A 26,438-nucleotide genomic window follows, 5' to 3' on the forward strand; every position below is an offset into this window, starting at 1 on the left:
TTTGAGGAGGATGGGATCGTGGAGGTTTCCATGAAGGCTGATTCTGCACAGAATCAACAAGAAACAAAGCAATACAAGGTATTTCCGATTTTGTTCGCGATGCTGCTGAGCGGCTTTATTGGTCTGTTTGGAGAGACGGCATTAAACGTGGCATTGACGCCACTTATGGCTCTACTGGAAGTAGGTCCTACAACGATTCAATGGTTAACTACAGGTTACTTGCTTGTGTTGGGAATCCTGGTACCGGTATCCGGTATGCTGCTGCAGTGGTTTACCACAAGACAGTTGTTTACAACATCTTTGATTTTCTCGATTGCAGGAACATTTGTTGCTGCACTTGCACCTAGCTTCGAAATTCTGTTGGTGGCACGGGTACTACAGGCGATAGGTACAGCGCTATTGTTGCCACTGATGTTTAACACCATATTGGTTATTTTCCCGATTGAAAAACGTGGTGCTGCCATGGGATTGATCGGTTTGGTTATCATGTTTGCACCAGCAAGCGGTCCGAGTATCTCCGGTCTGATTCTGGCTAATCTGAGCTGGCATTGGATCTTCTGGATCTCCTTGCCGTTCTTCCTGATCTCACTGGTATGCGGCTTGTTGTTCTTGCCGAATATTTCGAAATTGACCAAGCCCAAAATTGACGTACTGTCCATTATCCTTTCTACCCTTGGTTTTGGTGGTATCGTATACGGCTTCAGTAGTGCAGGGGGACACGGGGAAACTGGCGGAGGCTGGACTAGTCCGGTCGTTGTTGCCACTCTCGTTATTGGTGTGTTGTCCTTGCTGTTATTCAGCATCCGTCAGCTGAGAATGAAACAGCCAATGATGGATTTGCGAGCGTTCAAATATCCGATGTTTACGATTGGCTTGATCCTGATATTCATCTGTATGATGATGATGCTGTCATCCATGCTGATCCTGCCAATGTATCTGCAACAAGGTATGGCCGTTACAGCGTTAACTGCCGGACTGGTTCTATTGCCGGGTAGTTTGCTGAATGGTTTACTGTCTCCGGTCATGGGCCGACTGTTTGATAAGTTCGGTCCGAAGTGGCTTGTGATTATTGGTCTGGCTGTCGTAACGGTTGTACTCTTCATGTACACTGGAATTACACCTACAACAACACTGGCCAAAATCATTACGCTGCATGTGTTCATGATGGTCGGAATCTCGATGATTATGATGCCTGCACAAACGAATGGTCTGAACCAATTGCCACGTGAGTATTATCCTCACGGTACTGCCATCATGAATACGTTGCAACAGGTATCCGGGGCGATCGGTACGGCTGTTGCGGTAAGTATACTGAGCGCAGGACAATCCCGCTTTTTGAGCGGAGTAGCGAACCCGGAAAGTCCAGAAAATCAACTGGCAGGTTTCACGTCAGGTGTACAGAATGCGTTTGTATTCGCATTAGTTCTGTCGATTATTGGGCTGATTACTTCACTCTTCGTGAAACGGGTCAAAGTAGGATCAACGCCGGGACAACAAGGTCCTATGCATTAATCCATTAACTAACAATAATAATTTGATATTGTATAAGAGCGATGTGTTCCTTAACTTTAAGGACGCATCGCTTTTTTTTGTATTTATTCTATCTTTTTTGGTGTTGACGTGAAACGGGTTACAGCCTTTAGACTAAAAATGTAGCCGAAATACGGCGGTTTAAAGAATGAATTTCAGAGCAAATACTTCATGTTCCGGCAAAATTGTATATGTTCATACTAATATAAAAGGGTAATATAGAATGTAATAGTACAATTTTTAACCAATTCGAAAACGGTTTATATTTTATTTTTACTCAAGGAGACTTCATTATGATCATCATCAATCCCATTGGCAATAACATTGAAAAGATGCTGTTGCACTACGAAAAAAACGGCCATCTCACTTTACAGGCTTCGCTTATTAGTAATAGCTCGGTTGTATATAGATTGCAAGATTATTGTCTCAAGGTATATGCTTCACGTGCAAGATTGGATGGGGAGATAGAAAGTGAAGCACTTAGGGCATTGGAGAGTAATTCTTATGCACCTAAATTGTATGCGTATTCACCAGGTGAGTACACCCTGACAGAGTGGATTGAAGCATTCAAACTGAAAGAGTACCGTGTAACCTATGGACACATTCCTCCCAACTTGATATACGATATGTTCACGACGGAACTTCAGCAGATTCATGCTGGATATTGGGACTGGGATGTCATCCGATATGAGAATTTGCTCTGGACCAAGACAGGTGATGTGAAAAGAACGAACTTTTGGTTGTGTGAGCCTGTAAACTCCAGACGTGAGAACTTATATAACCACGTCATTCGAAGAATTGATAACATCTACAATGGCGATCGAACCGAAATGGAGGCGATGAAACAGTACTTTTATCGTCACCAGTTGACTTCATTAGAGATCGAACAAGCTTTCAGCGATTTCAGGTCCCAACGGCCAAGACTGGCGATAGCACAATAAATCTCATACTTAAAACCCCAAAGATATTAGAGAATCTTTGGGGTTTTAAGTATGATATAACATAGCCTTACTTTAGCAGGGTGTAGGTTACTTTTTCACCAGGGCCAATATCTCTTCCGCAACAAGGTCAGGGCGATATTGATGGATGTAATGATCGGTATCTTTAATGGTTACCTGTTTAGAATCAGCTGACCAAGATTTGAATTCTACTTGGGATTTATCCCATTCGGGTTCACTTGCACCAAGGTAATCAGCCGTCAGTATGGTGAGTGGAAACGGTAAGGATTGCTTGTGATCTACGACCACTTTGGCATTGGCAGCTATTTCACGTAATTCATCCAACGTGTTCACATTACCATAGTTGTGCAACAGCGCTGTTGTATCCAATTTTTTCAGATCATCGGGTACAAGTTTCAGTTCATTACGATTGGCATTGGAAGTTTCGACAACCATGTCAGATTGCATGGAGAGGCGAAATAGTCCGGTTTGGATACGGAATTTATTCGCAAAACCACCAATTGTGTCTGCCAAAGAGTCATCGTCATTCGAATAATATTCGGGGCTTCCGCCATCAATCATGACGATACCCTTAACGAGATCAGGGTATTTTTGTGCGAAACGGATGGTCTCCAGCGAGCCGAGTGAATGTCCAACCAATACATAAGGTGGCTTCTGTCCAGATACCTGCAACAACTCGTGTAATTCTTCAGCTACGGTATCGACATCACGTTTCTTATCGGTCTGATCGCTATATCCATAGCCAAATCGGTCATATACAGCGAATTTTGTGTTGGGAGCAAGCTTTTCATATAATGGATAATAATCCACATAGGGATTAGCGGTCCCCCAGCCAGAGGCGAGTACGACTGTTACATCGCCTTCTCCACCAGTATATAGATGCATATTGTCTCCATGGACTTCGTACAGTTTACCAGGGGGGACGAGTGTTTTGGCATCCTGCCTTAAACCCACTTGTTGGTAGATCACGCCAGTACCCAGAAGCAACAGAACTATCGCCAGGTCAAATATCAAAAACTTAACTAATCTTTTACGCCATTTCTTCATGTTCTCTCACATACTCTCCATGTATTTTCTCTATCATATATGCCCAATCTTATAGGAGAGAAAACAGAGTCTTAATTCTATCTTAATTGAGTTTATTTCCGATCATGGGGAATGGGTGTGTTCTAGTGAAAATTGAATATCAACGGCCAATGAATTAATATATAGCTACGATATAAGTTGATATTATCCAAAAGTTGAACCATAGATTGATTATATAGAACAGAAGGTATGTATAATGACAAAATACGAAAATCAGCTCCCGACATCGGCAGGCATGAACTTCAAGTCCCTGATCAGTATATTGAGAGATTCCATGCGTGGAAATGTAGAGCGGAGGCCAACTGGCACGATGCCTATGGAGATATGTGAACCTGCTGAATCATTCAGTGCGTCGGATAATCCACAAGTTACATGGTTCGGACATTCAGCTTTTTTGCTCGAAATTGAAGGGCACCGGTTGCTCTTTGATCCGATGCTGGGCAATCGTCCATCCCCCGTATCTTGGGTGGGTACCAAACGTTACAGTACCAACTTACCAATTCAACCGGAGGATTTCCCAACGCTGGATGCAATCATTATATCGCATGACCATTATGACCATCTGGATTATGACTCCATCCGCAGATTGAAGGATAAAACAAAGCGATTTATCGTGCCGCTTGGGGTTCGTCGACGGCTAATTCAACTGGGTGTGCCTTCGGAACAGATTACCGAGCATAACTGGTGGGATGAGTTATCGTTCAAAGGTCTAACATTGGCTTGCACGCCAGCAAGACATTTTTCGGGCAGGGGATTATTCGACCGTAATTCTACCTTATGGTGTTCGTGGGTTATCGCTGGACAACATACGAAAGTATTCTTTAGTGGTGACAGCGGATACGGTCCTCATTTCAAGGAAATTGGCAGTAAATACGGTCCATTTGACCTCACCTTGATGGAATGTGGGCAATATGACGAGCGTTGGTCCAACATTCACATGATGCCGGAAGAGACGGTGCAAGCACACTTGGATGTAGGGGGTAAGTTGCTCATCCCGATTCATTGGGCCGCATTTACACTGGCCTACCATGCTTGGAATGAACCCGTTGAACGGATTACGAAGGCTGCACATGCTTTGAACGTTAAGATTGCAACTCCCAAAATCGGCGAGAAGGTTGTGCTTCATACGGAGGATTATCCTACACATCCATGGTGGAGACCGGAATTAGGATAAAAATATAAAAGCGTTCAGCTCATTGAATGAGTGGACGCTTTTTCTATTACATTTTACATCAGGATCGATAGTGCACTGTAAATTAACAACATACCCATTACGATATTAACAGGACGCTCGTATTTTAATAAAAAGCTCTGGAATAACATGCCACCGAACGCCCAGGTCATATTGGCACTAATCCCGATGAAGGTGAGCAGTAAGGAAAATACAATTAAATGAACATGGGACTGCCCAAGAGGCAGAACAAACACGGATATGGCAGTAAGCCCATACAGAATGACTTTGGGATTGATGAATTGCAGGGTGAACCCAAATAAAAATGAATAATGATTGACCTTGTTTTCTTGCGCATCTGCAGGTTTACTTCGCATAATTTTGAGCGCCAGATAGAGCATATACACACATCCTAACACGTTCAATACGGGTGCGATCCTAGGAATATATTGATGAAGAATAAGGTTGAAATAACTGGACAGAAACATAATTAGCAGGCAGCCGGCTGCAACTCCACTGATAAACGGAAGGGTCTTGCGGAACCCCTGATTTCTGGCATGCGTCATGGAAATGATATTGTTGGGTCCGGGTGTAAATGAAGCAATAATTGCATAGGTCACTAAAGGTATAATGTTCATGGTTCCTCCAATAGTTGTGTGATATAATGACCTGGAATGTACGTTATAGCGTACGGTCTTTATTATTGTACAATATGTACGTTATATAGCACAATATAATTATAAAATGAGGAGGATGGATTTTTGAAAAATATTAATAGTATTCTTGCTCAGAACCTGAAGCAGCTTAGGGAACAAAGAAAACTCAGTCTGGACAAGGTCGCCGAAATGTCTGGTATTAGCAAGACCATGCTTGGTCAGATTGAACGTGGTGAATCCAATCCATCCATTGCAACCGTATGGAAGATTGCTAATGGCCTGAAAACCTCCTTCACTGCTTTGATTCACGAGCCGAAGTCAGATACAACCGTTGTAACGGGCGATGATATTCAAGTGTTGATGGAGGATGAGGGAAGGGTTCGGATTTATCCGCATTTTCCTTTTGAAGAAGGACGCCGCTTTGAAATGTACATGATGGAGATGGATGTGGAATCTTCTTTAAGTGCTGAATCACACATCGAAGGAACTGAAGAATTTATTACTGTTTTTGCGGGTGAAGTTACGATTCGGGTGGGGACGGAAGAATATACGGTGAGTTCAGGAGAGTCGATCCGTTTCCGAGCAGACAAGCCCCATGCCTATATTAATCCCGGAGCTTCGGCTATCAAGTTAAGCATGGTTATTCATTATTCGAAGTGAAGTGACAATAAAGCAGCCTGATGTAATGAACTGCAACTCCCTTGTTAGTCGTGTTAAACAAAGGGTTCAGTTCAAAACATTGGCTGCTTTATTGATGTGTGCACTATGGGGCCCCAACCTCTAGCGAAGGGGACTCTGAATTATGGCTTTTCTTTGGCCTGACGCTGGATTTCCTTGGCTGTTAATGCTTTATCATACACTCTTACGTTATCCAGACTGCCTTTGTAGAACGGATCAGCCGTATAACGACTCTTGCCCACATAAGCTTCCGTTACCTGCAGATCTTTCGGGTTAAAAGTAATCTCAGAGCTGCTTGCAACCGATGTACCATTCACATACAGAGTGCCTACATCACCCTGAAGGGTTACAGCGACATGAACCCACTCTTTGGAAGGCAGTGGATTTGCTGCAATCAGGCTCTGATCCCGTCCCTCATTATGAATGGTGAATTGTAGCGCTCCATTATTTTGGGAGGGAGTAAGGAACATATGCCTCGTCAAGCCATTTCCAAAGTCGAAAATACGTTGCCAGGACCCGCCGCCGTCCCAATTGACCCAAGCACTAAATGTGAAATCCGTTGTATCTGTAATGAGTCCAGGTAACTGAATGTAACTGTCTGTCCCATTGAATATAGCAGCCTGATTTTTGCCTCTAGCAGCAGAACTGACCACGTTAAAAGCTTGTCCGTGATATTCGTTTGTGCTGTAATCCTGTGCTACTTTGCCAAGTTTTTTGTGTTCAAAAGTATACTCCCCGAGCAATGGGCTTATCGCTTGCTGTGGAATGATAACGTTAAACGTTTTGGAGCTTACCGCAGTTCCTTTACGAATCGTGGCGGTTAATTTCACTTTGGCATCGCCCTTACCAGCGCGTGGTCGCTGCACTACACCTGTAGCGGATAGAGCTGACGTGTTGGAGCTTTTCCACGTAATCTCTGCATCACTTGTTCCCTGGGTAGGCAGAGATAGGTTGAAGAACACATGATTCGTATTGCTAATGCTCAGATCCTTTTTCACCGCATCTACAATGTCCTGATCACTCCGTTCAACACCTTGACTTCCCCAGATGGCTATCCCGGTGGAGGAGAGGGCGCTAAAGGTCAGAACCGTACTTTGAGATTCCGAGTTCCATTCATGTGTGAAAACGCCTTTGTACACAACGTTATTCGAAGTGATCTGAACCTTGTTGTCTGCGCCAAGACTCCATGTTCCTGTCACGGCACCATGAATCTGTCCATCTGCCGTGAACTGAACGGTCTGGGATGGCTTGATGTCCGCCGTGATGTCCTTACCATGATTCACCCATTGGTACTGACCAGCGATATCCTGAGTTGTCAGTTGCGTGGTATCTTCTCCCAAAGCCGCATAGCGATATGGAGAAACAACAGGCCAACCATCTGCATTCATATGCATCTCATGTACGCGAACTTCATGCTCTTCGCCACGCCCTGGAAAGCGGGTATGGAATATGAGAAATTGTTTGCCATTCTCCGGATCAACATAAGCAGAGTTATGCCCTGGCGATACATAGCCGCTACCTAGGCCTGTGCCCGGATCACCGATCTGTCTCTCGAACAGAAAGTTACCCATCAATTTGACTCCAAAAGGCTCAATAGAACGATCATCAAACAACGGTTTATCCTTGTCCGCTTTAACGTTGATTATATCGTTTCCTTCCGCATCGAGGAAAGGTCCATCCGGTGTTTGGGAGCGAGCAACACGAATGTTGTATCCTCCGTCAGCACCTAGTCCACCGTAAGACAGGTATAGATAATAATAATCGGTTTCGGAACTGTAGAGCATATAAGGTGCTTCAATACGACTATGATTGCCTCCGGTCAGCTTCTTGCCATAACCTTGATTTGGCAGTGGTTTACCTGTCGTTGCATCCATCTCCAGAATGAAAATCCCTCCGGAATACGAGCCATACACCATCCATAACTTGCCGTTTTTATCATAAAAGACATCCGGATCAACCACATTGGGATGAATCGTTGCATCGTAAATGGTACCATCCTCACTGATCTGATCCCACATGCCAGATTTCAACAGAATGCCTTGATCCTTATAAGGGCCTTCGATATTGTCTGCGACAGCAATGCCGAGCGCTGATCGCGGAGAGTCCCCTTTACAAGCATTGTAGTACATATAAAATTTGCCATCCGCCAATTGAATGACATCTGCTGCCCATAACGTATCCGTCTGCGCCCACTCCAATGCTTCAGCGAATTCCTTGGTTACATTGGGGACAACAGGATTGTTATCTGTAACGCCGGAGGCAACCAGATCCCAGTTCAAAAAGTCTTTGGACTTAGCTACTTGCAGGTGTGAACCAAAAATATAAAACGTATCATCCACCTTAATGACAGAAGGGTCATGAACGGAAACATTTTTAAATGTTGGAGCAGGATTAGCGATAGGTGTGGTGGAACTCTGCGAGTTACCCACGGTTTCCCCTGAACCATTTGCGAACACCGAGACCGGTGCCAAAGTTGTTGCAGTAAGTAAAGTGGTGCTTAGTACAGAAATGTTAAGTACGCGAACCCAATAACGTTTCATACGTTTCCCCTTTCCTATTTCCCGGAATGAAAAATCAACCGATACTTGGCAACACACGATAAAAGGTTCGGCAGACCTCCTTTGAGTATTTCATTATATCAAGCGCTTTCATTTGTTATATTATCAATTGATTTATATGTTTGTAAACCATAAATGTAATGTTTATAAGACTAAAATGAATAAATGAAGAGAGCCGTGAAGAGCTGATAAGGCTCATTACATTCAAACAAAACAGGTATTATTCTCAAATTTAGGATTGAAATTAGGTTATGTGATGGGATATTATTACGTTTAGATTAGGTATTTAACTATTTATAAATCATTTTATATTTATACGAATTAAAGGCGAGTATTCTGTAACGACAATTCCAAACTACATAGGAGGTAAAAACATGAGCACATATCAAAATCAATTAATTGCACAATACACGTTTGAAGATAACGTTCAGATCGGGAAGGACAGCTCCGGTAAGGGACATGATGGTATAGCCAAAGGCGAGATCCCACCTGTGATATCCGAGTTGAAAGGCAGAACGGCGGTGACTTTCAACGGGGGAGCCAATGGAACTTCTTATCTGCAATTACCCTCGAATCTGCTTCGTGATGTAAGCGATAACACGGGAATCACGATTGCCACTTGGGTGTTTCTGGGCAAGGGGTCTAATGTGTGGGAACGCATTTTTGACTTTGGCAAAGGGGAGAAGGGGCCGTATTTGTTTCTGACACGTCAGCTCCTGGGAACGTTATATGCCGGCGATAATCTGGTTGTCCACCCAAGTCGAGGAGTTGCAAGCGGAGAATGGTTGCATATCGCACTCTCCGTAGCAGGCAGCCAAGGGGGAACGTTGAGCAGTGCGGGTCCGATTGTATATGTAAATGGGGAGAAGGCCGCAGACGGCTCGATCAGTCAGACATCCAGTGGCAATTATGCCAAACTGCGCGAATGGTTTGATTCTTTCACCGATCCTGAGAATTATAGCCAGAATTATATTGGACGTTCCCAGTATGCAGCGGATGTGGATTTTGCAGGTTCGTTATCCGACTTTCGGATCTATGGGTCAGCGCTCACCATGGATGAAGTTATTGAAGTGATGTGTGAGTCACTGACAGATGAAGCGATTGTGAAGCTTGCGGCGGACAAGTACTTGTCCTTCCCCAACCGAATCATCACCAAGAATGTATCATTACCAGCAGACTTGCTGGGTGGTAAAGTGTCTGTTGAATGGAGTTCCAGTAATCCGGAAATCCTGTCCGAGAACGGAGAGGTTCAGACAATCACATCAGCACAAGAGGTTATGCTCCATGCGCTTATGAGCAGAGGTGATAGTGAGCAGAGTCAACGCTTTGACGTGTCTGTTGTGCCGGCCGATATTCCGCCTTATACGGTCACTATCCATGGAGATCAGAAAGTGGCTGACATCAGTGAAGTCATGTATGGGCTTTTCTATGAGGATATTAACAACGCGGCAGATGGTGGAATCTATGCAGAGCTTGTTCAGAATCGATCATTTGAGTCTTTTGCATTTGATACATACTCGCATGACTCTGGAGAATGTGGTTGTTCGACAGGTCGAAATCGTGAACCTTTGTTTGCCTGGTCAGGCGACACCGAGAAAATGCTCGTGCAGTATACGGATGGACTGAACGTTCACTTTAATGTGGAAGACCCTGAAGTAAATGCTTATTATGTCACGGTTCAGGATGGAGCAACGATTCGAAATCGTGGATTCTCAGACTCCAACCAGCATTGTGCCATGTCCATCAAGCAGGGGGAATCATATGACTTTACCGTATGGGCAAAAGCAGAATTGACAGGAACGATCACTATTCAATTACAGGATGGAAGTGACACTTCCATCAGTGATTCGGTAACGCTACATGTTGAAGGCGGGAACACATGGAAGAAATACGGTTTGCCTCTGACCGGAACGGAGACTGTACTTGGTCAACTTGCACTTACGTTTGCGGGTGATATCTCCATCGATATGGTGTCCTTGGTCCCTCAGAATGTATGGGGAGCTGATCCGACAGAAGAAGGAATATCGGCTACAGCACATGCCAACTATACAGGTAATCCGAACTATCGTTTGAGAAAAGATCTAATCCAAGCACTCGCAGATCTGCATCCGAAGTTCTTGCGTTTTCCGGGAGGATGTATCTCGGAGGGGTCTTTTATCTGGGATAACGTATATGACTGGAAGGATTCTGTGGGTCCGGTTGAGCTCCGCAAAGAGAATTATAATGTCTGGGGTTACATGATGACGATGGGCCTCGGTTATATGGAGTACTTCCAACTGGCGGAAGATCTGAATGCCGCTCCAGTTCCAGTCATGGCTTGCGGTGTGTTGTGTCAGGCACGCTCGGATTATGCTCACCCTGCGGGTGGCGCTTTAAGGGATTATTATATCCGCAACTTTACAGATCTGATCGACTTCGCGCTCAGTACAGACTTTGAACACAACGAATGGGCGGCGGTACGAAGCCAGATGGGACATCCTGAACCGTTTGATCTTCGTTATCTGGGCGTAGGCAATGAGAACTGGGGCACTGAATTTTTTGCCAACTTTGAAGTATTCAAACGTTCAATAGATGACTACATGAAACAGAACTATCCTGATCATGAGCTGCACATTATCTCGACGGTTGGTGCTCAGGCAGATGATGATGCGTACCAGGAAGGATGGAAATTCCTTAGTGGGAACCTCACCGGGTCAGCTCAGGTTGCTTTTGCAGATGGTGCTGAGGTGATTAAGGAGACCGTAACTTGGTATGAGAATCAGGACAATTACATGGACACCATTGCAGATGAGCACTACTATCGCTCCAATGAATATTTGCTGAATAACGCGGATCGGTACAACTACTATGACCGAGCCTATCTTGAAGATGGAAGTATCGATTGGAAAGAAACATCCAAAGTATTTGTGGGAGAATATGCTTCCACGGATAAAAACACGCTGGCAGGAGCGGTCGCAGAAGCAGCGATCATGACTGGGTTTGAAAATAATGGGGACGTTGTTCGTTTGGCTGCCTATGCGCCATTGTTCAACAAAGTACTAACGGACGGTACCTACCGCTGGACGCCAGACTGCATCTGGTTTGATGATGAAACGGTGTGGTATACACCGAATTATTATGTACAGCAGCTTTTTGCAAAATATGTAGGGGATCAGGTGCTTGAAACTTCATTCTCCACCTATAGCAAAGGCAAACCGCTGAATCTTATTCCTCGTGGCGGCATCGAGATTGCAACAGGTCATGCAGACATCGTAGTGAAACGAGTTACAGTGAAGTCCAATGTGGATGGCACCATACTGTTAGATGAAGATTTCAGGGAACGTACAGAACCTAGTGAGGCATGGAGCCAGATTCCCGGATCGGAAGGATACACGTTATCCGCAGGGAAAGGGCTCATTTTGAAGGCACAATCAAGTGGCTTGAATGGATTGTACCTGCTGAATGACGAATGGACCAACTACCAAGTTCACGTTGAGGCTGAAAGAATTTCAGGTGAGGATGGTTTTTACATCGGTGTGGGACTGACGGATATCTCGCCCGAGAACAAGGATGTCATTGAGTACGCAATTAGTTACGGAGGAAATGCCACGGGAGTGAAGGTGTACAAACAAGGGATCGAAGGTTACACATTAGGAGATTATTCATCCAGTTCGGCAGCAGGTAACCTGAGAGCGGCCAATTATGAACCACTGGAGAATGGGACCGATTATACAATCACGGTTAACTATGGTGGGGATACAGGAAAGAATCTGATCTGCTCCTATACAGACGGACGTAATACCAGCAAGGTTCTGGATTACAAGCTGGAAGCTTACAACCGGGAAGTATTCCACTCTGTTACGAAAGACGCACGGCATGTGTATGTGAAACTGGTGAATGCAGATGGTGTGGATAAATCAACCCGGATTTGTCTTCAGGATCTGAAGGTGGATGCTTCAGCCAGACTGATCACACTTACTGGAGAAGATCATTTGGTGCATATTCCGAATGTGAATCAGAAGAATGATGAGAAAGTGGTTCCCCAAGAACAGGAGATTACACTGTCCGATACATCGGTGGTGGTTAACCTAACTGCTCATTCAGTGAATGTATTAGTTATGGAAATCTTGAATTAAATCAACATCGTGAACAAGAGACCGCGGATATCGCGGTTTTTTGGCGTTCCAGGGGAGAGAGTCAACAAAAGATACCCAAAGTAAATAGCCCACACTATTGCGGTGATCTGGCTGCTCCTATAATAAATGTTGAAGGAGGAGTCAGCATATGCGTTCCAACTACAAACAATTTATCCGAAACGTTCCGCTTCATCTCATGATTCTGCCTGGACTGCTCATTATTATTGTATTCGGTTACATTCCGATGGCGGGGCTCTCTATTGCCTTTCAGAATTTCTCTCCCATTGCCGGATTCAAAAATATGAATTGGGTGGGTTTGGACAATTTCAGGTACCTGTTCGATCTACCGGGGTTCTCGCAGGTTGTATGGAATACGGTATTTATATCAACGATGAAAATTGTTTCCGGCTTGGTGATTCCGGTACTTGTAGCCTTATTGCTCAATGAGGTTCGCAAGACAGGCTTTAAACGAACGATTCAGACCGTAATCTATATGCCTCACTTTTTCTCATGGGTTATTCTGGCGGGAATCATCGTGGATGTGTTATCTCCAAGCACGGGGATCGTTAATATGTTGTTGAAAGCCGTGGGGATTGACCCGATTCAATTTCTGGCCAGTAATGAGTGGTTCCCTTACATACTTGTCATCACAGACCAATGGAAAGAATTTGGATTTGGGACCATTATCTATCTGGCTGCCCTCACGAATATTGATAAATCTCTGTATGAGGCCTCTGTTATGGATGGTGCGGGAAGATGGAAACAGACATGGCATATCACACTGCCAGGTATTCGCCCGATCGTGATTTTGATGGTAACGCTTAGTCTGGGAAATGTACTTAATGGTGGCTTTGACCAAGTGTTCAACCTCTATAATCCATTGGTATATGAATCAGGAGATATTCTGGATACGATGATCTACCGGATCGGATTGCAGGATGCACAGTATTCCGTATCGACAGCGTTGGGCCTGATCAAATCTGTCGTGTCTTTCATTTTTATCGGACTTGGTTATTTCTTGGCCTATCGGTTCGCGAATTATCGGATATTCTAGAAAGGAGGCAGAGTCATGCACCACGCTTCAAGAGCCTATCAGTGGTTTCTAGGGTTTAACTACGTCATCCTGACGATTCTTGCCTTGTTATGCCTGTTCCCGATTGTGAATATATTAGCGATTTCATTTAGTTCGAGTGATGCGGTCAAAGCGGGCAGCGTCACATTCTGGCCTGTGGATTTCACATTGTCCTCCTATCAATACATTCTGGAAAATCAGCAATTTCTGAACTCATTCGGCACGAGCCTTCTTCGTGTAGTTCTGGGGGTTACGACCAATCTGATCTTCACCATTCTCGTAGCTTATCCGCTCTCCAAAGAGGCTGCCAAATTCCGTTCAAGAACGTTCTATGCCTGGATCTTTGTATTCACCATGTTATTCAGTGGAGGATTGATCCCGGGTTACCTGGTGGTTAAGGAAGCGGGGCTGCTGGATTCCATCTGGGCTTTGATTTTGCCGGGTGCCGTTCCGATCTTCAATGTACTTTTAATGCTTAATTTCTTCCGGGGATTACCGAAGGAGCTTGAAGAAGCTTCCTGGATGGATGGGGCAGGACATTTTCGCACACTATGGAGCATTTATCTTCCAATCTCTCTGCCAAGTATCGCGACCATTACGTTGTTCGCCATGGTGGGACACTGGAATGCCTGGTTCGATGGCATGATCTATATGAAGAGTCCGGAAGGTTATCCGCTTGCTACCTATCTTCAGTCCATGTTGCAGCAGGTGACGATGATTCAGAGTGAGATGATGACGTTGGAGGATGCAACGCTCTTAAGTCAGGTATCGGACAGAACCACCCAAGCTTCCCAGATCTTTTTGTCCGTTATTCCGATCCTACTCGTGTATCCGTTCCTGCAGAGGTATTTCGTTCATGGGCTTGTTGTCGGAAGTGTAAAGGGATAAGATCGATAGGAGGAAAAACCAGTGGAAAGAAGGAGCCGATTTCCGGCTCCTTTTTTGCTATTGATGAGAGTGAGGAAAGGAGGAGGGAAACATTGCGATTCATCCGGGGGAGATGGAGAGAGTCATCCATTGTCGTCAAATTGATGATTGCTTTTGTACTGGTCATTCTGCCCTTGTACGGGATAAGCATTATGATTACGCAAGTCAGCTCCAAACAAATGCAGACGGAGGTGGAGAAGGCGCATGAATCCAAATTGTACTTCTACCATAATCATCTGCAATTCGAATTGGAGCGAATGAGTGCGCTGGTTACCGAATTTTCATTTGATGAAACCATGTCCACTCTAAGTACACGAGCCGCGATTATGAGCAGGTATGAAGTCACGTCCAGTCTGAACAATATCCACAATAAGCTGGGTCAGATCATGGTGACAAGTCCCTACATCAGTGATGTGGTGTACTATGTTCCTGCTCTACATAAACGGGTCAGTGCCGTGGACGGGATTCGAGACGTAGAGGATAACGAGTGGCAGAATCTACTCGCCACGATGGGGAATCTGAATGGCGAATTATCACATTCCAATAACGATCTCTATTTCCTGAAAAGTAATCCATATAACATGAACCATGAGGAACCACCCAATTTCATATTAGGGATACGCTTGTCTGCTGAAGAACTGAAACATCGTTTGCAGCAGCTATCGGAAACGGGCGAAAGTGAGATTACACTGAGTTTTGGTGAACAGCAACATGTAGTGATCTCTTCTTCCGAGCAGCCAGCACCTGTTAAACCGCTTCGAACTGTTTCGCCTGAACCGTCCGAGTCCATGCAAGTTACGAAGTTTCAATCTGATCCATATCTCTATTATTCATTACATGATAAGGATCACTCGTTCACGCTGACAGCCACTATTCCGCAGGATGTGTTGAGCGCACCACTGGAACAATACAACGTATGGTTATGGATGGTGACCTTCATGTCGGTTGTGATTATTATTGTCTTCTCGTTTTCGATCTACAGATCGATTCACCAACCGTTAGCGGTACTCATTCGAGGATTCAGGATGGCAGAGCAGGGCCAGACAAGCGTACATATTCCTTCATCCAGAAGGGATGAATTCGGCTATTTGTACTCTCGGTTCAACCATATGATAGAGCGCTTACATATTTTGATCGATGAGAATTATGTTGCACGGATTCGAACAAGTGAAGCGGAGCTCAAACATCTGCAATCCCAGATTCAACCTCACTTTTTATATAACAGTCTGTTCAGCATCAAGCAGATGGCTGAGGTGGAAAATGTGGAGCTTATTCAGGAATTCACCGACTATCTGGGTCAATATTTCAGGTACATGTCTCGGGATTCTCATACGGAGGTATCGTTGGGGGCTGAGATTGACCATGCGCTGGTCTATGCATCCATTCAGAAAATCCGATTTGGTTCAAGAATTCAATTGGAATTGGAGGATCTGGATGCGAGGTACAAAATGATTTCGATTCCCAGAGTTATTATCCAGCCGATCGTGGAAAATGTGTTTGAGCATGCACTAGCCAAACGTAGCCAGGGAGGAATTCTACAACTTTCGTACCAACAGGATCAGGACAATTTGTCCATTCGCATTGAGGATGATGGGGATCAGTTAACCGACGAAACATTGAATTACCTGCAATCTGCCTTTGAGGAAATAGAGCGGAAACATGGAAACGAAGAAATAACTGGGCTCTTGAATGTGAATCAGCGATTAAGAATCAAATTCGGGGCTGCCTATGGTCTTACAGCGCAGCGAAGTGAGCTCGGTGGGTTGTGCATTATAGTGAAGATTCCATGGAAAGGGGAGTAGCGTTATGCAACGGATGCTTATTGTAGATGATGAACCCGTTATTTTGGATGGACTGTATGCTTTCTTTCAAAAGGCGAACTTTCAGGATATGGAGATTATTAAAGCATACTCTGCCTTTGAAGCCATCGATTGGCTGAACTCGGTCAAGATTGATATTGTACTCAGCGATATCTGTATGCCTGGTATGGATGGCATGCAATTGATCGAGCAGATTATGGATCGGTGGCCACGATGCAAAGTTCTCTTGCTGACCGGTCATAACGAATTCGATTATGCACACCAAGCCATTCGAAATCCGTGTGTTGTTGATTACCTGTTAAAGACAGAGGGAATGAATCATATTCGGGCTGCGGTAGAACGGGCATTAACACAGATCTCAGAAGAAAATGATTTTCGCTATCAAGCTGCCTGGTTTCACAGCAAATTGCCACGAGCACTGCCTCAGTTACAACGTCAGTTACTGCTGGATGTGCTTAAGCGAACGGATAGACATGATATCGCTTCGCTTCAGGAAGAACTGGATGCTGTGCAGCTACCATTCGAATCCGATCAACTCGTTATTCCTGTGATTATACGGGTAGAGGAGTGGAACAACTATCAATCTCAGCCGGATCGCAGTCTCATCCGCTATGCCGTTGCCAATGTTGCGGAGGAGCTGCTGCAAGACAAGGCTAAGGTGAAGGCGATCGATCTGGACACTCAGGTCATCGCGTGTTTTATTCAATCGCAAGAGACGTATCCGTCACACATATCTGAAACTCAAGGGGGACGAGGGAGTCAGCTGGATAACTGGGTACAGACCCTTCGTTTTGTCTATGGCACATTGGAGTCTGTGCAGCAATCCTGTGCGGACTGTCTGAACCTGTCTGTATCCATCATGGTCAGCGAGCAGGCGGTAGAGTGGAGCAGGGTTAATCAGGCAATCGGGCAGTTACGCCTGTCGATTCATGAGAGCCCCGGGCTTGGGATGGAGAAGCTGCTGCGTGTAAATATCCAGGATGAATTGCCCTATACCCCTAGCATTATGAATCAACAGGGTGTTGTAGCGCTACATCTGGATCAGATCAAACAGAGAATAATCGCCGGGGATCGGGAATGGATAGAGTCCTTCCACAAATGGACCGAGGCGGCGAAGGAGGGACTTCCAGATCCGTTCTTTCGCATGAAAACGTATACGGGTGCAGCGAGTGTACTCATTGAAGTTCTGCACGAACTGGGGTTATATGAGTCGGCAATGGAAGAAATATTGCTGTCTCGAATGTTACATTTTGATATTCATACCGCATGGACCGATCTGGTCATCTTTTATCAATCGGCATACGAATGGATGATCTCCAAACGAAGTGATGCCCGCCTGAACGACCAATCACAGATTCTGATCACGATCCATCATTATATCAAGCACCATCTGGAGGATGACCTTTCACTCACACGCATCGCACAGGAAGTCTCTCTTAACCCTTCTTATTTGTCGCGTTGGTACAAACGGATTACCGGCAAAGGCATATCCGACTACATCCATGAACGCAGAGTGGAGCGAAGTAAAGAGTTGCTTCTGGGTTCTTCCTGCAAGATGCATGAAATATCCGCGAAAGTTGGATTTAGTGATCAGCATTATTTTTATCGTTTCTTCAAAAAAGCGACAGGCTGCACCCCTCAAGAGTATCGGGATCAGAAAAGTTAGATGATATCTCAAATGGTAAATCAAAGATACCAGATGTCAACGGGATACACTCGAAGTGATAGCGCTTTCTTTATAAAATGAAATTATACCTCACGGGAGGAGAAAAAAGGGGGATTCGCATGAATATATCATTCAAGAAGTTCTCATTGTTAACATTAACCATGGTACTGGCAACCACGCTTGCTGCCTGTTCGTCTGGTGCGGGAAGTGCCGAAAATGAAGCTGAGTCGAACACACAGCAGGATGCGGGAGGACCACTTACGAAATATGACCCACCCATTAAATTGACTTCCACCATGAATGAAACGGGGAAAGAATCGCTTGCCCAAGGAGATACACACGCCAATAACATTTGGACCAGAGGGTACAAGGATGAACTCGGTATTGATGTCACGTACGAATGGATTGTTCCGGATGCCAATTATAACGATAAGATGAATGTCACGCTGGCGAGTGGTGATCTGCCGGATGTACTGAAAGTGAGTGCTGTTCAATTCGAACAACTGCATGAAGCGGGAATGTTGGAGGATCTGACCGAAGTATATGACAAGTATGCATCCGAACTGGTGAAGGAGTTCATGTCTGCTGAAGATGGAGCAGGTCTGAAACCGGTAACGAAGGATGGCAAAATATACGCCATGGTGAGTTTTCCAGGCTCGCTGGATTCCTCGGATATGATCTGGATTCGTCAGGATTGGCTGAAAAAGGTTGGTCTTGAAGCACCCAAATCCATGCAGGATGTTATCCAGATTGCAGAAGCCTTTACCTTCGAAGATCCAGACGGAAATGGCAAAGATGATACGTACGGCATTGCCTTGAACAAAGATTTGCCTATAAACGCGTTCTTGCTTGGTTATCATGGTTATCTCGAAACCTGGATTAAGGATGCTTCAGGTCAAGTCGTGAATGGAACAATCCAACCCGAAGTGAAAGAAGGACTGCGTGAGCTTCAGACTCTGTATCAGAAGGGTGTGCTTGATCCCGAATTTGGCGTGAAGGATTTTGCTAAAATGATGGAGGATGTGAATGCAGGCAAGTCAGGCATGTTCTTCCTGCCACAATGGGCACCTTTTCAGGTTAGCAGCATGATTAAAAAAGACAAGAACATCGACTGGATGGCTTACCCGGTTCAATCGATTGATGATCAACCAGCCAAAACACAGAATCATCTTAGTCTGGGCGGTATATTTGCCGTTCGCAAAGGGTACGAGCATCCGGAAGCGTTGATTAAACTGCTTAATTTCCAGGCTGAAAAAATGTTCGGTGAGTCTGCCAAGGAAGAACGGGCTGCTTATTTGAATGGACTGACAGGTCTTGGTTTTCATAATGCAACGGTCTCCAACCTGCCAGCCAACAAAAATGTGAAGGCACAGGATGAAGTAGAACAGGCGCTCAAAACAGGAGATACGTCCGGATTGGAACTCGAAGCAAAGCTGTTCTATGACGATATTATGGATTATCGGAATGGGAATCTCGACAAGTGGCATATGGAGCGTATCTTTGGCCCAGAGAGTTCACAAGGTGTGATTAAATATTATCGGGATAATGACCTCATTGTCATGAATGAATTCATCTATGCACCGACGAGAACAATGAATACGAAACAGGCAACACTGGATAAACTGAGAGCCGAGACGTTTCTGAAAATCATCTATGGTAACTTGTCAATTGACGAGTTTGATAACTTTGTAGCCAATTGGAAGAAACTTGGCGGGGATCAGATCACACAAGAAGTGAACGATACCATCGCAGCTAACCAATAGAAGGATTAATGGATATAATCCAAGAATGAAAAATCAAAAAATGGTGCGCTCTCTAGGGAGGCACCATTTTTTGATTTTGATCATTTGCGTTTCAATAACAGAACTCCGCTGATTTCTGACGTTTTGTAGCGGTAGACCACTTTGAATCCAATATCATTGTCCAGCAAGCAGTTCAGTGCATTGATCAGCCGTGCACCGGGAACCAGTGTGAATGTACATGGAGACGTATTACCAATCACACGTACACTTTGGATTCTGCGGGCAGAACCGGGAATGAGCGGATTTCTAGACCAATAGATTAATACCAGATCTGGTTGTGGAACAGCATTGACACGAGCCATAGTAATCATCTCTTTTCTATTAAAGGTTCTTAATAGTAGATGAAAAGTAGAGGAAAGGGTGTTAGACGGAAGACATGATGTTTAATAAATAGACTGGTCCGTTGGGACATACTGGACATGGGAAGTTCATGCGTCTAAACTAGATAGACCAGACACACTAAGAAGGGATGCGTAGATCCAAACCATGTTGCAGAAATTCGGGTTTACACAATATGAAAGTCAGGTATACGAGGCTATATTCGCGCAGGATGAACCGCTTGATGCCACATCGATTGTAAATTACTCCAACGTTCCCAAAGCCAAAATCTATGAAGTACTTAACCGTCTGATCGACAAGGGAACGGTGCTGACAACGATGGATGGGAAGAAAAAACTATATATGGCTGTGGATCTTCAGTCTATTATTCATAAGATTAAGGCTGATTTTGAGAAAGATATTGAGGAATTGAAGAGTTACAAAATCAAACGTACATTCACCGATGAACATATCTGGACGTTAAAAGATGAGTCGTCCATCGCATCAAATATCGAACAGCTGATCGAGGAAGCAGATTCATCGATTCTTTTTCTGGCCTGGAATGAGCGAATGGAGAAATATCGTGAACTGCTGGAGCAGAAGGAAAAGCAGGGCGTGTACGTTGAAGTGCTTGCCGTTGGGGGAATGGAGACATCCTTAAACCGGATATACTCGTTGATTCCATTGCTTGATGCGCCAGAACCTTCACAGCTGCTTATTGTGGATCATGCGTATTTGCTGTTTGCCGGTGTAGAGCACGATTCATGGCGAGCGATCAAAACGATGTCCAAACCGATTGTCAAAGCGATGACTGATTATTTCTACCATGATGTTGCGCTTACTCAAATTACCAAAAAATACGGTGACCAACTGTTACAGGATGCTGAAATCGAGAAACTGCTCACCAGATTGATCTATTAAAACTATTCTCTTGGAGGATAGTTTTTTTGTTATATCTTTGTTTGAAAACAATCATGAAAATAACTATTGAAACTTTCATTCTTATGGGTTACTATCGTAGTTGTAACTTTTCGAGGAGGATTCAAAAATGAATAAGAAAGTATATGTGCTTGCTATCGCAGCATTTGTGGTCGGAACCGTTGAACTGATCTTGGGCGGAATTCTGGACCTGATTGCTACGGATCTTCATCTTTCCCTGGCGAAAGCCGGGTATTTAATCTCTATTTTCTCACTTGTCTATGCGTTGTCTGCACCGATTTTATTAAATATGACGGCCAGATTCGAGCGTAAAAAGGTATATATGTGTACGCTGTTTGTATTCCTGATCAGTAATCTGATCTCTGCATTTAGTTCCAGCTTTTATATGCTGATGGCGGGCAGAGCACTCGGAGCCGCCACGGGCTCACTTATTTTTGTGCTCTCCCTGACCCTTGCAGCGCGCATTGTGAAACCAAAGTATAAAGGACGCGCCGTGGGGACCATTACGATGGGAGGCAGTGCCTCACTCATCTTGGGTGTGCCTCTTGGCATTTTTGTAGGTAATTTGGCAGGCTGGCGTGAAGTATTTATGTTGATCGCCATTCTGACCGCAGTGGTCATGATAGCCATCTGGATTGCAATGGACCGCGTCCAGCCGATACCTGCTGTATCCCTGAAGAAACAGCTTTCTGCTCTGTGGAATCCAAAAATGTTGGCAATCCATGCTACAACTTTGCTTGTGCTTGCGGGTCACTTGACTTTATATGCGTATTTCACACCATTTCTGCAAGAAACGCTGGGTGCCAGCGCAACGATGGTTACCTTTATCTATATGATGTTTGGGATCGCCGCTGTTGCAGGTGGAGGCATAGGTGGCATGTTATCCGATCGTCTGCATCCTGCTAAAGCCATTATCATTGTGCTGATTCCTTTTATCGTAAGTATGGCCGTCATTCCGTTCAGTGTGGGATTGCCTTTGATCGCCTTCTTGTTGTTGTTAAGCATCTGGAGTGCACTGAGCTGGACCGTTACGCCTGTACAGAATAGTCTCATTATCAAAACTTCGCCGGAAACAGCCGAAACGCTAATCAGCACTAACTCAGGTATTGCACATGCAGGTATTGCACTGGGTACCTATATCGGCGGCATGGTGATTGATCACTCATCGATTCTGAATACTGGATGGGTTGGTTCTGTGCTGATTCTGCTTGGTTTGGTGTCTGCCATCTATGCCATTAGCGTTAAGGAAAAAACCGTTCAGGCAGTTGCTTAGAATAAAAAAATTAGACAAAAGCTTGAACCTCTGCATTCCCATAGACTAATGGGTGTAGAGGTTTTTTTATTGTTGTTACGCTAGAGTACGCGTAGTAAATAAACCATTTTTATATAGAGCAAAACTTGCTTTATTCATCGTAATCTATATAATTAAAAGAGTTTTAAAAAGTATTGTAAGAGAGATTGAGCTTTAATTTATTTTAGATAGAAGATGGGAAGTGCTTACGAAATGATGACTGAAAAAGAAAAATCTCAATTAGGGCTCTTGTATAACGCCAATTATGATCAAGAGTTAATTGAAGAGCGTTTACATGCCAAAGGGCTTTGTTACGATTATAACCAGCTTCATCCAGCCAAGATCAATGAAAGAGAAGCGTTAATTAAAAAACTGCTGGGGAAAACGACGGATCGTTTCCTGATTGAACAGCCATTTGTATGTGATTACGGCTATAATATTGAAATTGGTGAGAACTTCTATAGCAATCATAATATTGTCATGCTGGATGGAGGCAAAATCAGTTTTGGAGATAACGTTTTTGTTGCTCCTAATTGCGGATTTTATACAGCAGGCCACCCTTATGATGTTGAGCAGCGCAATGAAGGTCTGGAGATTGTTGGACCCATCACGGTAGGCAATAATGTGTGGATCGGTGGCGGTGTGACAGTTCTTGCCGGTGTGACGATTGGAGATAATACGATCATCGGCGCAGGGAGCGTAGTGACCAAGAGTATACCGTCTGGTGTGATTGCTGCGGGTAATCCTTGCAGGGTCATTCGCAAGATAACAGAAGAAGACAAAACCAAGTACAGCAGGGATGTAGTGAAGAACATATAGTGAAGAATAAATGTGAACAACGTGATAGTCGCTAATGAGAATGCCCGATGTGTATCATCGGGTGTTTCTTTTTGAAAATAAAAATAAAATCCCCCAGACAGAAAACATGCTAGGTATCGTATGACCGACACTTTTTCATGTGACATGTCTGAGGGATAGAAGAATGTATCTGTTACATTTGCTTAAAGATCCTTAACGCTGCAAACTTTTCCCGTTACTGCTGATCACTTCTTTGTACCAATGGAAGGATTTCTTGCGATAACGTTCGAGTGTTCCTGATCCATCGTCATGACGATCCACATAGATATAACCATAACGTTTTTTCAACTGGGCAGAAGACGCACTGACCACATCAATGCAACCCCATGATGTATAACCCATAATTTCAACGCCATCTTCAATGGCTTCGCCAACCTGAACCAGATGATCATTCAGATACTGGATTCGGTAGTCATCTTCAACTGTTTTCTCGCCGTCCGCACCCGTGATCAATTCATCAACAGCACCAAGACCATTCTCTACAATAAACAGTGGTTTTTGATAACGGTCATAGAACATGTTAAGCACATAACGCAATCCTTGCGGGTCAATCTGCCATCCCCATTCACTTGCTGGCAGATAAGGGTTAGGTACACCCCCAAGCAGATTACCTTCACCTGCGATTTGTTTCTCCGGGTCTGCTGTCTGACAGATACTCATGTAATAACTGAAAGAGATAAAGTCTACCGTATTCAGCAACATTTCCTCGTCGCCAGCTTCCATCTGAATCTCGATTCCATTTTCACGGAAGTAACGTTTCATATAACCAGGGTAGCGACCTCTTACGTGTACATCACCGAAGAAATAGTTGCTATGTTCGAATTCCATGACTTTGATCATATCGTCTGGATTTGGTGTCAGCGGGTAGGTCGGCATACTGAGCATCATACAACCAATCTGTGCTGTAGGAATAATCTCATGACAGAGCTTAACAGCGGAAGCACTAGCTACAAACTCATGATGGATCGCTTGATACAGATCTTGCTTGCTAAGCTTCTCCTTAGGTGTGTAGATACCACCACTCATGAATGGCGCTTCGAGAATGGAGTTGATTTCGTTAAAAGTAAGCCAGTATTTTACTTTGTTTTTATAACGTTTAAATACGGCAGTTACATAACGCTCGTAGAATCCAACCATTTTCCGATTAACCCAGCCGTCGTATTCTTTGGACAAGTGAAGAGGTGTCTCATAGTGGGATAGCGTAACCAGTGGTTCGATCCCGTATTTGTGACACTCGTCAAACAGATCGTCGTAGAATTGCAGACCTTCTTCATTTGGTTCCAGCTCGTCCCCTTTTGGGAAAATCCGGGACCAGGCGATGGAAGTACGGAATACCTTGAATCCCATCTCGGCAAACAGTTTCACATCTTCCTTGTAGCGATGATACAGATCGATACCGATCAGTTTCATGTTATCTTCGGTTGGTTCTTCCGTGATTGGACCCATGATGCCTTTGGGAGCTACATCCTGTGTAGATAATCCTTTGCCGCCTTGATTGTATGCACCTTCAGCCTGATTGGCTGCAATTGCGCCACCCCACAGGAAATTTTCAGGGAATTGATAGGTTTGATTACTCATGTGTATCGCTCCATTCATCAAATTGATTTTAAGATGATTCATATATGACATAAAAAAAGCTTAAACGTTGTAACGGGTTACACGTCAAGTTTTACTTTTGACCCCAATCTAAGGCATACTATTATTCTAAATAAGTTCAACTAAAATTTACACGAAAACGGAGAGGACAGAAATAACCAGAAGAAGCGAAGCGGTCGCCTGAAAGCTTTCTGAAAGAAAGCTACATCGGAAGCATACGCTATCCCCGGATTTTCCCGTTTAGATATGAGAATCAAAAAATCTGGGGATAACAGCGATCGGAAGGTTGTTCTGTCATCGAAGTGCCAGTGTAAATAATCTTAGTTGAACTTATATAGTTCGTTAGCAAGAAGGGAGTCTCCGATGTCCAAGTTTGATGAAATTATGAAGCGGTCCGGTTACTCAAAAGCGACAGTGTCACGCGTGATTAATCATTCTCCGCATGTTAGTGATGAAGCAAGACAGATCATAACGGATATTATGAAACAGTTGAATTATATTCCCAACCGGAATGCGGTATCGTTATCTACAGGACAGACAAAGCAGATTGGAATTGTGACCTCTACCACAGGTGAGATCATTCTTACATTCATGAATCAATTCATTGATACAGCGATGGATTTTGGGTTTCAGACGATTATCTATACATCCCGTGGAGATCCGGAGATTGAATTGCAGGCATTCGAAGATCTGCGCAGCAAACGAGTCGATGGGCTAGTTATTATTGCTTGTGTTAATGATCCTCGGAAATTAAAAGCTTATATGGAGTATGGGCCCATTGTCTCCTGGCAGCGAATGGGGAATGACGAGATTCCGTCTGTTGCTATGGATCAGGCAGAGGGGTATAAGTTAGCTCTGGAGCATCTGGTTTCGAGAGGATACACCCGAATTGCAAATGCATTTGGAAGGGCTGAAAGTTTGAATACCCAGAGCCGCCGTGAAGCCTATGAATCTTTCATGAAGAGCAGAGGGTTGCATGTGTGGACTGAAGCATATCAATATTCCGTATTTAGCTCCTCCGATGGCGAAGAAGCGATGCGAAGAATGGCTGAGGGGCCAGAACTTCCACAGGCCGTATTATGTTCCAATGATTATGCAGCCATCGGCATTCTGAGTGAAGCACGCAGACGGAATATTCAGGTACCGGAACAACTCGCCATTGTGGGGTTTGATGATATCGAGCTTTCCCGTGTTCTTGGAATCACGACCATACACAATCCGATTGCGGAGCAAGCCACCCAGGCTTTCCATCAATTGTGGGCCGTATTGGGTAAAATGGAGTTGCAGACCGAACAGCTGACATACCAGCTGATTGAGCGTGAGACGACTTGAATCCGTAAGACCTGATGTTGGAATCTGGTTTGGTTTTATGGATTCAATAATTATTCAAATTTGA

Annotated in this window: 19 protein-coding genes; 14 read left to right on the forward strand and 5 right to left on the reverse strand. The window is 44.4% G+C overall.

All coding sequences use genetic code 11. The features are described 5' to 3' along the window. The first annotated feature begins 30 nt into the window (after positions 1-30). Both MKY44_RS12155 and MKY44_RS12160 read left to right on the forward strand, forming a co-directional pair. Positions 31-1,512 (forward strand): DHA2 family efflux MFS transporter permease subunit, encoded by a 1,482-nt coding sequence (locus tag MKY44_RS12155; protein ID WP_076318170.1) that lies wholly within the window; start codon positions 31-33, stop codon positions 1,510-1,512. A gap of 311 nt (positions 1,513-1,823) precedes the next feature. Beyond that, positions 1,824-2,471, forward strand: a complete 648-nt coding sequence (locus MKY44_RS12160; protein WP_341007242.1) for a hypothetical protein — start codon at positions 1,824-1,826, stop codon at positions 2,469-2,471. A gap of 87 nt (positions 2,472-2,558) precedes the next feature. Here MKY44_RS12160 and MKY44_RS12165 read toward each other — a convergent pair whose 3' ends face one another. Further along, complete coding sequence (locus MKY44_RS12165) at positions 2,559-3,536, reverse strand: alpha/beta fold hydrolase (protein ID WP_341007244.1); 978 nt, start codon at positions 3,534-3,536, stop codon at positions 2,559-2,561. 235 nt (positions 3,537-3,771) lie between these two features. Between MKY44_RS12165 and MKY44_RS12170 the strand changes: the two genes are divergently transcribed. Continuing rightward, positions 3,772-4,749, forward strand: coding sequence for an MBL fold metallo-hydrolase (locus MKY44_RS12170; protein WP_341007246.1), 978 nt, complete (start codon positions 3,772-3,774; stop codon positions 4,747-4,749). 53 nt (positions 4,750-4,802) lie between these two features. Here the strand turns inward: MKY44_RS12170 and MKY44_RS12175 are convergent, their stop codons facing one another. Further along, positions 4,803-5,384: a LysE family transporter gene (locus MKY44_RS12175; RefSeq protein WP_341007249.1), complete on the reverse strand. Its 582-nt coding sequence runs from the start codon at positions 5,382-5,384 to the stop codon at positions 4,803-4,805. Between the two features lie 123 nt (positions 5,385-5,507). Here MKY44_RS12175 and MKY44_RS12180 point away from each other — a divergent pair, with 123 nt between their 5' ends. Further along, positions 5,508-6,062 (forward strand): helix-turn-helix domain-containing protein, encoded by a 555-nt coding sequence (locus tag MKY44_RS12180; protein ID WP_341007251.1) that lies wholly within the window; start codon positions 5,508-5,510, stop codon positions 6,060-6,062. Positions 6,063-6,202: 140 nt separating this feature from the next. Here the strand turns inward: MKY44_RS12180 and MKY44_RS12185 are convergent, their stop codons facing one another. Then, positions 6,203-8,620, reverse strand: a complete 2,418-nt coding sequence (locus MKY44_RS12185; RefSeq protein ID WP_341007252.1) for a family 43 glycosylhydrolase — start codon at positions 8,618-8,620, stop codon at positions 6,203-6,205. A gap of 392 nt (positions 8,621-9,012) precedes the next feature. Here MKY44_RS12185 and MKY44_RS12190 point away from each other — a divergent pair, with 392 nt between their 5' ends. The 6 genes from MKY44_RS12190 to MKY44_RS12215 all read left to right on the forward strand — a co-directional run bounded on the left by MKY44_RS12190 (position 9,013) and on the right by MKY44_RS12215 (position 20,001). Continuing rightward, complete coding sequence (locus MKY44_RS12190; protein ID WP_341007254.1) at positions 9,013-12,753, forward strand: alpha-L-arabinofuranosidase C-terminal domain-containing protein; 3,741 nt, start codon at positions 9,013-9,015, stop codon at positions 12,751-12,753. Positions 12,754-12,901: 148 nt separating this feature from the next. Further along, complete coding sequence (locus MKY44_RS12195; protein WP_047842804.1) at positions 12,902-13,807, forward strand: ABC transporter permease; 906 nt, start codon at positions 12,902-12,904, stop codon at positions 13,805-13,807. Between the two features lie 15 nt (positions 13,808-13,822). Then, on the forward strand, positions 13,823-14,713 hold the full coding sequence (locus MKY44_RS12200) for a carbohydrate ABC transporter permease (protein ID WP_341007256.1): 891 nt from the start codon (positions 13,823-13,825) through the stop codon (positions 14,711-14,713). A gap of 92 nt (positions 14,714-14,805) precedes the next feature. Continuing rightward, positions 14,806-16,554: a sensor histidine kinase gene (locus MKY44_RS12205; protein ID WP_341007258.1), complete on the forward strand. Its 1,749-nt coding sequence runs from the start codon at positions 14,806-14,808 to the stop codon at positions 16,552-16,554. A gap of 4 nt (positions 16,555-16,558) precedes the next feature. Next, positions 16,559-18,238 carry a response regulator gene (locus tag MKY44_RS12210; protein WP_341007260.1) on the forward strand — a complete coding sequence of 560 codons (1,680 nt, stop codon included), beginning with the start codon at positions 16,559-16,561 and terminating at the stop codon, positions 18,236-18,238. 119 nt (positions 18,239-18,357) lie between these two features. Then, a complete protein-coding gene (locus MKY44_RS12215) occupies positions 18,358-20,001 on the forward strand; it encodes an extracellular solute-binding protein (protein WP_307413100.1) in 1,644 nt (547 codons plus the stop codon). Between the two features lie 80 nt (positions 20,002-20,081). On the opposite strand, the gene MKY44_RS12220 is transcribed toward MKY44_RS12215, so the two are convergent. Next, on the reverse strand, positions 20,082-20,342 hold the full coding sequence (locus MKY44_RS12220) for a hypothetical protein (RefSeq protein ID WP_047842808.1): 261 nt from the start codon (positions 20,340-20,342) through the stop codon (positions 20,082-20,084). 184 nt (positions 20,343-20,526) lie between these two features. Between MKY44_RS12220 and MKY44_RS12225 the strand changes: the two genes are divergently transcribed. The 3 genes from MKY44_RS12225 to MKY44_RS12235 all read left to right on the forward strand — a co-directional run bounded on the left by MKY44_RS12225 (position 20,527) and on the right by MKY44_RS12235 (position 23,407). After that, positions 20,527-21,279 carry a TrmB family transcriptional regulator gene (locus tag MKY44_RS12225; RefSeq protein ID WP_036670754.1) on the forward strand — a complete coding sequence of 251 codons (753 nt, stop codon included), beginning with the start codon at positions 20,527-20,529 and terminating at the stop codon, positions 21,277-21,279. 127 nt (positions 21,280-21,406) lie between these two features. After that, positions 21,407-22,570: an MFS transporter gene (locus MKY44_RS12230; RefSeq protein ID WP_341007264.1), complete on the forward strand. Its 1,164-nt coding sequence runs from the start codon at positions 21,407-21,409 to the stop codon at positions 22,568-22,570. Positions 22,571-22,804: 234 nt separating this feature from the next. After that, entirely contained in the window at positions 22,805-23,407 is a 603-nt protein-coding gene (locus MKY44_RS12235) for a sugar O-acetyltransferase (protein WP_157116311.1), read from the forward strand. Positions 23,408-23,599: 192 nt separating this feature from the next. On the opposite strand, the gene MKY44_RS12240 is transcribed toward MKY44_RS12235, so the two are convergent. Then, on the reverse strand, positions 23,600-25,024 hold the full coding sequence (locus tag MKY44_RS12240) for a glycoside hydrolase family 1 protein (RefSeq protein WP_036670759.1): 1,425 nt from the start codon (positions 25,022-25,024) through the stop codon (positions 23,600-23,602). 381 nt (positions 25,025-25,405) lie between these two features. Between MKY44_RS12240 and MKY44_RS12245 the strand changes: the two genes are divergently transcribed. After that, positions 25,406-26,374: a LacI family DNA-binding transcriptional regulator gene (locus MKY44_RS12245; protein ID WP_315370757.1), complete on the forward strand. Its 969-nt coding sequence runs from the start codon at positions 25,406-25,408 to the stop codon at positions 26,372-26,374. Positions 26,375-26,438 lie beyond the last annotated feature (64 nt).

It is taken from the genome of Paenibacillus sp. FSL R7-0026 (genome assembly GCF_038004485.1).
Lineage (GTDB): Bacteria > Bacillota > Bacilli > Paenibacillales > Paenibacillaceae > Paenibacillus > Paenibacillus xylanexedens_A.

Coding starts and splice junctions, on each gene's coding strand:
- MKY44_RS12155 (WP_076318170.1), top strand. CDS start 31: ATGAAGGCTGATTCTGCACAGAATCAACAAGAAACAAAGCAATACAAG.
- MKY44_RS12160 (WP_341007242.1), top strand. CDS start 1,824: ATGATCATCATCAATCCCATTGGCAATAACATTGAAAAGATGCTGTTG.
- MKY44_RS12165 (WP_341007244.1), bottom strand. CDS start 3,536: ATGAAGAAATGGCGTAAAAGATTAGTTAAGTTTTTGATATTTGACCTG.
- MKY44_RS12170 (WP_341007246.1), top strand. CDS start 3,772: ATGACAAAATACGAAAATCAGCTCCCGACATCGGCAGGCATGAACTTC.
- MKY44_RS12175 (WP_341007249.1), bottom strand. CDS start 5,384: ATGAACATTATACCTTTAGTGACCTATGCAATTATTGCTTCATTTACA.
- MKY44_RS12185 (WP_341007252.1), bottom strand. CDS start 8,620: ATGAAACGTTATTGGGTTCGCGTACTTAACATTTCTGTACTAAGCACC.
- MKY44_RS12190 (WP_341007254.1), top strand. CDS start 9,013: ATGAGCACATATCAAAATCAATTAATTGCACAATACACGTTTGAAGAT.
- MKY44_RS12195 (WP_047842804.1), top strand. CDS start 12,902: ATGCGTTCCAACTACAAACAATTTATCCGAAACGTTCCGCTTCATCTC.
- MKY44_RS12200 (WP_341007256.1), top strand. CDS start 13,823: ATGCACCACGCTTCAAGAGCCTATCAGTGGTTTCTAGGGTTTAACTAC.
- MKY44_RS12210 (WP_341007260.1), top strand. CDS start 16,559: ATGCAACGGATGCTTATTGTAGATGATGAACCCGTTATTTTGGATGGA.
- MKY44_RS12215 (WP_307413100.1), top strand. CDS start 18,358: ATGAATATATCATTCAAGAAGTTCTCATTGTTAACATTAACCATGGTA.
- MKY44_RS12220 (WP_047842808.1), bottom strand. CDS start 20,342: ATGGCTCGTGTCAATGCTGTTCCACAACCAGATCTGGTATTAATCTAT.
- MKY44_RS12225 (WP_036670754.1), top strand. CDS start 20,527: ATGTTGCAGAAATTCGGGTTTACACAATATGAAAGTCAGGTATACGAG.
- MKY44_RS12230 (WP_341007264.1), top strand. CDS start 21,407: ATGAATAAGAAAGTATATGTGCTTGCTATCGCAGCATTTGTGGTCGGA.
- MKY44_RS12235 (WP_157116311.1), top strand. CDS start 22,805: ATGACTGAAAAAGAAAAATCTCAATTAGGGCTCTTGTATAACGCCAAT.
- MKY44_RS12240 (WP_036670759.1), bottom strand. CDS start 25,024: ATGAGTAATCAAACCTATCAATTCCCTGAAAATTTCCTGTGGGGTGGC.
- MKY44_RS12245 (WP_315370757.1), top strand. CDS start 25,406: ATGTCCAAGTTTGATGAAATTATGAAGCGGTCCGGTTACTCAAAAGCG.